The sequence below is a fragment of the Telluria sp. RB2R28 genome (assembly GCF_059685835.1).
In genome coordinates, this window is the sequence record NZ_JCASIK010000008.1 from 166,906 (window position 1) to 173,878 (window position 6,973).

Consider the following 6,973-nt stretch of genomic DNA (forward strand, 5'->3'; position numbering starts at 1 on the left):
TAGGGCACCAATGCCTAAAATGCAGGCACGCCGATAGAACCCGCATGCCTGCTGCTTTTCATGTCTGGATTGAAGGTGTTCTCCACACGGATTGTGGATATCCTGACGATGCGTGCATGTTCAACAGCGGCTATCTCGGTCAACCCGTTGAAGCTTTTCTTCTTACTCCGGCCTTCAATCCAGGATCGGGTCGTCTGAGAGCCACATTAGCGCACCGTCTCGCTCAGTGCCGCCAATAGCCGTCCACGTCCTGCCGCTCTCATCAACGGCGATGCACCCCGGTTGCCAATGGTTTGGGTTGCGCAGCTTGTCAACCCAGGCATCGGCGGTACCTTTGAAAATAATTACTACGCCCCCGCGGCCGGCATAGCCCTTTTCCTCCCGCCAGCGCTGTGCCTCTTCGATCGGTGGCTTGACGGATTCGGCACCGAAGGTCACGCCGCCGTCCCATTCGAGAAAGACCTTGGCGCCGCACGAACTGCACTCATGCGGGGCGCCGTCGTGCGCATCGCCGGGCAGATACACTTCGCCTTCGTGCCGGCATTGAGCACATTTGTACAGGTACAGCACGTGGGCCTCATCCATGGGTGTCTTCGATCATGATGTGTGTGTCATTTTCCGAAATAAATACGACTAATCTCCATGGCCCTCGAATTCGCTCTGCTGCACGAGGCTATTTTCCGTGATTTCAGCTTCGCCGACCTAGGGGCCAGGGAGAGTTCACGAGTGTTAGCAGCTCAGGGTCGAACTCAGCGATGGCAGCGTGCGAATGTGGAACCGACCTAAAGTCATCTATCGCGTTGAGAATGAGGTTTCTCGCCTCATGTTTCAAATCCGCCTCAAAAAAGATGTCATCAACTGCGGCCACTTTCTTTCGTGTGTCTCCTGCGTGCTTAAGCGCGTTGTACACAAACGCGTCGAATCCAATGTAACGCTTTACCTGGGCCTCCCAGGCCTTCGCGTCGAAGGGCTCGCCGGAACGCATCTCCGTCAGTTTGGTTGCTAGCTCCGCGCTCGCTCGTTGGCTGGATTTACCACCCCTCTCTTCAACTATTGGATAGCAGACGTTCACCACTGCACCCGCCAGCAGAATGCACTTCACGTAGTCGGCGTCCGTTGTTGCCGTTTCAAAATCCTTGGCCGCATTGAGTAAGAGCTGCCCCGCGATATGCAATTTATTGTGCTCTGCCATGGTTCCTTTTTCCTCGTTGGCCAGGCACAGTACCCGACCCTCTCATTGACGACGCCAGCTCGTGGCTGGCATCGGTACCGCTGGGTTTTCCGAGGGTTACTGACGCTTTACCAGCACATAGATGAATCCTGCCACGCTGACCATCGTGGCAAAAATCCCCATTAAATTTGGCAACACATTTGCCGAGGGAAGCCCGATCTGGACCGATGCCGTAGCGAGTTCATTCCAGTTGAAATAGGTGGCAATCGCGATGAAGATGCCGAGCATTCCGAGTGCGGGGCCAGGGGATAACTGATTTGCGAAGAAGTCGCTCATGTTTTGCCTAATTCCTAGATTTTTTTGTCAGCTTCCGGCTGGCTATCGGGCGCGTGGCGCGCTTTCGGATGTTTGCCGGCACCGTGCCAGCTCTCACTGCACCAGGCCCGTCATGCGGGCCGTGGATGCTGCTGTGCGGATTTTCTTGGTTAATTCCAGCCAAGTAGTTTAGTCAAGCCCGCGATGACCAAAGCGAGCAGTACTGCGCCGATCACTCTGGCCACTGCGTGTTCGTGCAATTGCTTTACAACCGGACGGCTCTGTACTGCCATGAGCGCGGCTTGGACTGGCGCGATAAGAGTGTTCGGCTCCTTCAACTTTGGGAGAATGAAGGCTAGGTGGCGTCGGACAGCTTCTTGCTCTTGCGCTGGCAAGGCCGTGTCGTATGCCTTCGCAATGCTCGCTGCTGTGGACGAACAATAATGTTTGACACAAGCTCCCCTATGAAAGTGGGCGATTTCGATATGCAGCGCGTCAAAACAATGTTTGACACAAGCACCGGTCGAAGCCTGCCTAGTTCAAAGTTTGCAACAATAAAGTTTGACACAACGCCCAGAGCGTTTCGGTCCCACGTGACCGGCTGCTATCGACCCGAAGCGGCCATTGATGGCTCAGGAGAAGGATGGTGCTGCGTTGAACCGATTGTCAACATTGGTTGCAGCATAGAATCGGCTCGTTTCCGCTCGCGGGTACTGCGAGACTCGAACCGTTTGGAGGTGCCGGCATTTTTCAAGTAGAGCAAGCAATTTGTCCGGTGGGCAGACACCGAAAAGCTCCAGATGTGCTAGCCCGGGGATTGCCGCCAATGGTTCAAGCGATTGGATGGTGGTCGTCTTCCGTGATGCGTCCCAACTTGGAAGAGTTGACAAGGATAATGACGTCAGCTGCGTTAGTCTGGCTAATGGCGCGATATCAAAAATCTTAGGCATATGCAGCACGCTCAAAAAGCGCAGCTTTTCAAGCCTTGCGAGGAATTCAAAGGACTCATCAGGAAAACCAGCGATCACCAGTTCTTCCAAGTCACATAGTTCTGCCAGTGATCCAAGGCTCCTGTATTTGCAGAACCAAACCTTCGCACTATGTACAGATTCAGGATCGGCGACTTGTGGAAATATCCGGGAAGGATCCCGCATCAATTCCAGGTGTACTCCAGACATGCCATCCTTCCATTTTAATGCGTTAGCGTTACCGAAAGTTCGCTTCTGGCCGGTTGCAGACCTACAGGTTACGTCTGCTTCCAACCCAAACCGGACGTTCACTCCGGCGAACGCGCTATCTATCGATCCTGTTTCTTTTTCTGAGTAAGCGACGATAAGCCTGCTCCTGCCAAACCAACAAACAAGCCAACGAACAGTGCGCGACCCCAGTCAAATTCATGGGCGGCACTTAGAAGACCTGTAAAAAGCAGCGTGCCCACTGCCGTACCAAGTCCAAGACTAACAAAGTACTTCATAACATTTCCTTTTCGTGCAATTTGCATGGGGTAATTGTCCGCTTGTGGCCGAACCCGGCCGTTCAGGCCAGCATAGCAGGTTGCCAGGTTGAAAATCCAACGGCGGTCGCGACAGGCCGGAATCGACGACCCTAAACAGTCATTCCAAAGCAGCATTCAGGACAGCTAAAACCTTGGCTCCTGGATACGAATGGCGCTCCGGATAAGCATGTCGGTGGTAGCTCCAGTAACTTGTGATTCGGCGTCCAAGTGTCGCCAGATATGAAGAATTCTCCAATGCGAAAGCCCGCAGCGTGGCAGGATTGTGCTCGCCAATGGCGTTAGCGACGTCCTCTATAATCTCGACAACGTATTCGCCAGCAAGCTGAAGAACATACGGCGTGAGCCAGGGCGCTTCGTTTTTAACCAATTCCCGAAGACATTCTTGACGTAAATAGCCGTCGTAATGGCGCGTCCCCAAGCACAGGAGTGTTAGCCTAGCTGCAGCCTGCAACTCCCTTAGTTGCCGACGTAATAGGTCAGGATCGTAGTAGACCCGATAAGGTATGCGAAGCGCTTCGCCCTCCACGTTGACCATGAACGCATGTCTGGGCGGATGCCACTCGCCGATAGTCACGGAGGCAACAGCGTCACGCACGGCAGAGCGCAGCCTTGACGGGAATGCCGTAGCTTCATCACATCTGGCTTCACAACGGACGAGAAACATCAGAATCCTTCATCAATACTGCTGGCTAAAATCATCTCACTGCTGTGCTTCCAAAGGGCCGCTTTTGGCCGAAAGCTGCGTATTCAACAACTGCTGTCGGTTGAGCTAGCACGGAGAAATATACCTGTGTACCGTTGAAATTAGATTCTGAAGTCTGCCAGTTGCTTGCCGCCAGCGATGCCTTCTGCGATCCATTTCGGCTGGCGTCCACGGCCCGACCAAGTTTGACCTTTTTCAGCTGGATTGTGGTACTGCGGCTCTACCTTTTGCCCTTTCCCGTTCGACGACTTTTTCGAATTTACTGCGAGCAATTCCTCGACTGTCACGCCTACGTCCTGTGCAATCGATAGAATTTGCTGACGTGCTTTTGCTAAGTCGCCTTGTTGGCGGTTCTTGATTTCTTGGCCGATGCCATGCTGGAGTTCCTTCAGTTCGCTAAGGCTGTAGCTTGACAGGTCGATCTTAGTCATTTTGTTTCCTTTTCAGTAAGTTATAACGTTCTGGTGCCGATTCTACTACGTGCTCATTAATTCACATGTCTTACGAAGCACCGTCAGCGGTCTTCTAAAGGGCCTGAACAAAGCATGCGGAATGATTTGAGTTATCTGCCCTACTACCTTGAGCAAACGATCAGGTTGACAGAATACCCCCCGACATCGGCCGGCGGCAGTAAGTCTAAGCCTCAGTTTGCTCGGAAATTTCAAGTGCGTCATCAACTTCGATGCCAAGGTATCGAACTGTGCTTTCGAGCTTGGTATGCCCTAGCAGAAGCTGAACCGCACGAAGGTTCTTGGTCCTTCGATAGATGAGTGTCGCTTTCGTTCGACGCATGGTGTGGGTGCCGTATGCTGCGACATCAAGCCCTATTGAAGTAATCCACCGTCTGACAATGCGAGCGTACTGGCGCGTGGACAAATGCGGCGACCGCTTGACTCTGCTTGGGAAGAGGAACGCGTTGTTAGAAAGCTTGGCTCGGTCAATCCATGCCAACAGCGACTGCCTTGTCATGTCAGTGACTTCAAACTGTACTGGACGGTGCGTTTTACGCTGCATGACTATCGCACGATGCATGATGCTACGTCCCTGTGCGATGTCGCTAACTTTCAAGCTCAGCAGGTCACAGCCGCGCAATTTGCTGTCGATTGCCAAGTTGAATAGGGCAAGATCCCTGACTTGTTCAGTCAACTGTAGGCGAATTCGGATGGCCCATATCTCTTTCAATTTCAATGGACTTTTCTGGCCAACCAGTTTCCCCTTATTCCAGGCAGCTTGAGAAGCCGACGTCTGCATGCACGGTTTCATGAGGTCCTCCTTAGGAATCGGACCTTATTTTGGCGTACTCTTGCTGTAGTTACGGACGGAGTCGGATGGCGTCACCCAACCCATTGCGGACCTTCAAGTACGGTGTAATGGAAAATCGTTCAACAACCGTCACCCCTCCTGGGGTGACACTGGAAGCCAGTAGCTTTGATTGATAGCAAAGTGAACCGATTTTCCTGGGTTGACTGGTCTCGGGTAATTTGGACCCTCATCAGGAGTGCACGGGCAAGGCGTTGACTTTCTGCCGGGAAGACCGATAATCGTTCTCATGAAAATCCCACCGCTCACCCTGAGGATCGGGGACTACCCACAACTGGCTCTGCTTGCCTGGAGCCGGCGGCCGGACGATGTCATCACGGCAGAAGAGGCTTTCGGGCTCTACGAGAGCAACTGGCGTTTCGTCGACCACAAACAGCTGGATGACCAGGAGCGCGAGCTGATCGATGGCCTGACGGAGACCTGTGGCCATGGGCTGATGAATGTTTAAGCGCGACCACCATAATCGCATTCAGCTCCTGCTGGCCGCCCTCGACGCCGACTTCCTCTCCCAGAACAAGTGCTTCTTCGGCGGCGGTACCGCGATCGTGCTTGCTTTGAACGAATACCGGGAATCAGTCGACATCGACTTTCTCTGCGCTTCTCAAGAAGGCTATCGCGAGCTGCGCAATACAATCCATGACACGTCCTTAGGCGCTATCTTCTCCCGGCCGGTGCAGTTAGCGCGCGAGGTACGCGCGGACCGGTACGGCATACGCACATTTCTGCGCATCGACGACGTGCCAGTGAAGTTCGAGATCGTCAGCGAGGGACGTATCCAGATTGAAGGTGAGATGAACACGGCGACAGGTGTGCCGACCCTCTCTCGCGCCGATATGTACGCTGAAAAGCTACTGGCCAACACCGATCGGTACCGCGACAAGGCAGTGGCTAGCCGAGACATCATCGATCTGGCCATGATGATCGGTCATTGGGGTGCAGTACCGCAGGCAGCCTGGGATAAGGTACGCCAGGCTTACGGTTCGTCATCAGATCGTGCCTTCCACGGCGCAATCGAGATGGTGAGCGATCGCGCTTACTTGGCGCAGTGCTTAGCCAAGATGCACATGGCGCTCGAGCTCGTGGAGCAGATCCCGGCAGTCCTGCGGGGAAAGGCGTCATTCACGTCGTCATAGCCGCCATCGGCAAGCGCGACGGAGGTAATCGCCGCGGCCACGCGTGGCGTGCGTGCCGTGTATGGCAGTGCTCTTGTGACATCGGTAGCGCCTGAGAACCCGGACGAAAATTGCGACGCACCCGCTTCCGTTCCCCTAGGCAATTAGCCGGCTAGCCGCGGCTCGCGTGTCTTACCTGTCTTAACGCCACCAACAGAGGCAGGCCCGTGGCTGGCTGCTCCCAACCCTCAGCGGACTGTGGAGCGGAGCATTCCCGCTAATGTGAAGGTAGCTGAGTGCTGACGGTCAAGTATCGTTTGTTTCAACTATGTATCGGTTTTTCGACTTCGTTAGCAAGAGGAGAATTAGACGACGCAGCTCTACGTTTGCGTGCTTCCACAACTAACTTCTTGGTATGGTCACGGCGTCGTCGGACTGCGTCTTCAAGCTCTGCCGAAGTCATATACTGCGGAGGTCTGTTATCGAAAATTATCATCGTATTGAATCGAATGGCTTGGTTTATTTTCTTGACTGAGGCGTCTTGTAGTCAAAATCCTCCTGACTTTCAGCCCGTACTGTTCGGATCGTGCCTAAGATATTTACAACTGAGAAGGGCTTGGTAATGAACGCATCAACATATGGAGATAGGTGCTCAAGGCGTCCAAGTCCGCTTATTACGATAGTCTTGATGTTTGGCTGTATTGCTTTTACTTCCCAAGGGCTTTGTTGCACAAATAGGCCCCGTTCAGCGGTCTAGCGTGGGTGCGGGGTAAACTGACGGCATGACTGCCCCAGCAAAACCAAAGTACCGAACGACCAACTGGAAAGACTACAAC

General features: G+C 53.6%; 10 protein-coding genes. 2 read left to right on the plus strand and 8 right to left on the minus strand.

Annotation, left to right across the window (positions count from 1 at the left end; all coding sequences use genetic code 11):
- Nucleotides 1-174: 174 nt before the first annotated feature.
- The 8 genes from AC56LV_RS22930 to AC56LV_RS22965 form a co-directional block, all read right to left on the minus strand.
- Complete coding sequence (locus AC56LV_RS22930) at nucleotides 175-585, minus strand: FmdB family zinc ribbon protein (protein WP_499561078.1); 411 nt, start codon at nucleotides 583-585, stop codon at nucleotides 175-177.
- A 103-nt stretch (nucleotides 586-688) separates the two neighbouring features.
- A complete protein-coding gene (locus tag AC56LV_RS22935; protein WP_499561080.1) occupies nucleotides 689-1,192 on the minus strand; it encodes a hypothetical protein in 504 nt (167 codons plus the stop codon).
- Nucleotides 1,193-1,288: 96 nt separating this feature from the next.
- Nucleotides 1,289-1,507 carry a hypothetical protein gene (locus AC56LV_RS22940; protein ID WP_499561082.1) on the minus strand — a complete coding sequence of 73 codons (219 nt, stop codon included), beginning with the start codon at nucleotides 1,505-1,507 and terminating at the stop codon, nucleotides 1,289-1,291.
- A gap of 611 nt (nucleotides 1,508-2,118) precedes the next feature.
- Nucleotides 2,119-2,664: a hypothetical protein gene (locus tag AC56LV_RS22945; RefSeq protein ID WP_499561084.1), complete on the minus strand. Its 546-nt coding sequence runs from the start codon at nucleotides 2,662-2,664 to the stop codon at nucleotides 2,119-2,121.
- 119 nt (nucleotides 2,665-2,783) lie between these two features.
- On the minus strand, nucleotides 2,784-2,960 hold the full coding sequence (locus AC56LV_RS22950; RefSeq protein WP_499561086.1) for a hypothetical protein: 177 nt from the start codon (nucleotides 2,958-2,960) through the stop codon (nucleotides 2,784-2,786).
- A 139-nt stretch (nucleotides 2,961-3,099) separates the two neighbouring features.
- On the minus strand, nucleotides 3,100-3,666 hold the full coding sequence (locus AC56LV_RS22955; RefSeq protein WP_499561088.1) for a hypothetical protein: 567 nt from the start codon (nucleotides 3,664-3,666) through the stop codon (nucleotides 3,100-3,102).
- Between the two features lie 140 nt (nucleotides 3,667-3,806).
- Nucleotides 3,807-4,136: an H-NS histone family protein gene (locus AC56LV_RS22960; protein WP_499561090.1), complete on the minus strand. Its 330-nt coding sequence runs from the start codon at nucleotides 4,134-4,136 to the stop codon at nucleotides 3,807-3,809.
- Between the two features lie 205 nt (nucleotides 4,137-4,341).
- Nucleotides 4,342-4,968, minus strand: coding sequence for a tyrosine-type recombinase/integrase (locus AC56LV_RS22965; protein WP_499561092.1), 627 nt, complete (start codon nucleotides 4,966-4,968; stop codon nucleotides 4,342-4,344).
- 286 nt (nucleotides 4,969-5,254) lie between these two features.
- Between AC56LV_RS22965 and AC56LV_RS22970 the strand changes: the two genes are divergently transcribed.
- Both AC56LV_RS22970 and AC56LV_RS22975 read left to right on the plus strand, forming a co-directional pair.
- The gene (locus AC56LV_RS22970; RefSeq protein ID WP_499561093.1) at nucleotides 5,255-5,473 is read left to right on the plus strand and encodes a hypothetical protein; all 219 of its coding nucleotides are present in this window, start codon (nucleotides 5,255-5,257) and stop codon (nucleotides 5,471-5,473) included.
- Nucleotides 5,466-6,158: a nucleotidyl transferase AbiEii/AbiGii toxin family protein gene (locus AC56LV_RS22975; protein ID WP_499561095.1), complete on the plus strand. Its 693-nt coding sequence runs from the start codon at nucleotides 5,466-5,468 to the stop codon at nucleotides 6,156-6,158. Before AC56LV_RS22970 ends, AC56LV_RS22975 begins: the two co-directional genes overlap by 8 nt.
- Nucleotides 6,159-6,973 lie beyond the last annotated feature (815 nt).

Bases quoted from the DNA above. Each gene is read 5' to 3' on its own strand.
- AC56LV_RS22965 (WP_499561092.1), bottom strand. From the start codon at position 4,968: ATGAAACCGTGCATGCAGACGTCGGCTTCTCAAGCTGCCTGGAATAAG.
- AC56LV_RS22930 (WP_499561078.1), bottom strand. From the start codon at position 585: ATGGATGAGGCCCACGTGCTGTACCTGTACAAATGTGCTCAATGCCGG.
- AC56LV_RS22950 (WP_499561086.1), bottom strand. From the start codon at position 2,960: ATGAAGTACTTTGTTAGTCTTGGACTTGGTACGGCAGTGGGCACGCTG.
- AC56LV_RS22935 (WP_499561080.1), bottom strand. From the start codon at position 1,192: ATGGCAGAGCACAATAAATTGCATATCGCGGGGCAGCTCTTACTCAAT.
- AC56LV_RS22975 (WP_499561095.1), top strand. From the start codon at position 5,466: ATGTTTAAGCGCGACCACCATAATCGCATTCAGCTCCTGCTGGCCGCC.
- AC56LV_RS22960 (WP_499561090.1), bottom strand. From the start codon at position 4,136: ATGACTAAGATCGACCTGTCAAGCTACAGCCTTAGCGAACTGAAGGAA.
- AC56LV_RS22940 (WP_499561082.1), bottom strand. From the start codon at position 1,507: ATGAGCGACTTCTTCGCAAATCAGTTATCCCCTGGCCCCGCACTCGGA.
- AC56LV_RS22955 (WP_499561088.1), bottom strand. From the start codon at position 3,666: ATGTTTCTCGTCCGTTGTGAAGCCAGATGTGATGAAGCTACGGCATTC.
- AC56LV_RS22945 (WP_499561084.1), bottom strand. From the start codon at position 2,664: ATGTCTGGAGTACACCTGGAATTGATGCGGGATCCTTCCCGGATATTT.
- AC56LV_RS22970 (WP_499561093.1), top strand. From the start codon at position 5,255: ATGAAAATCCCACCGCTCACCCTGAGGATCGGGGACTACCCACAACTG.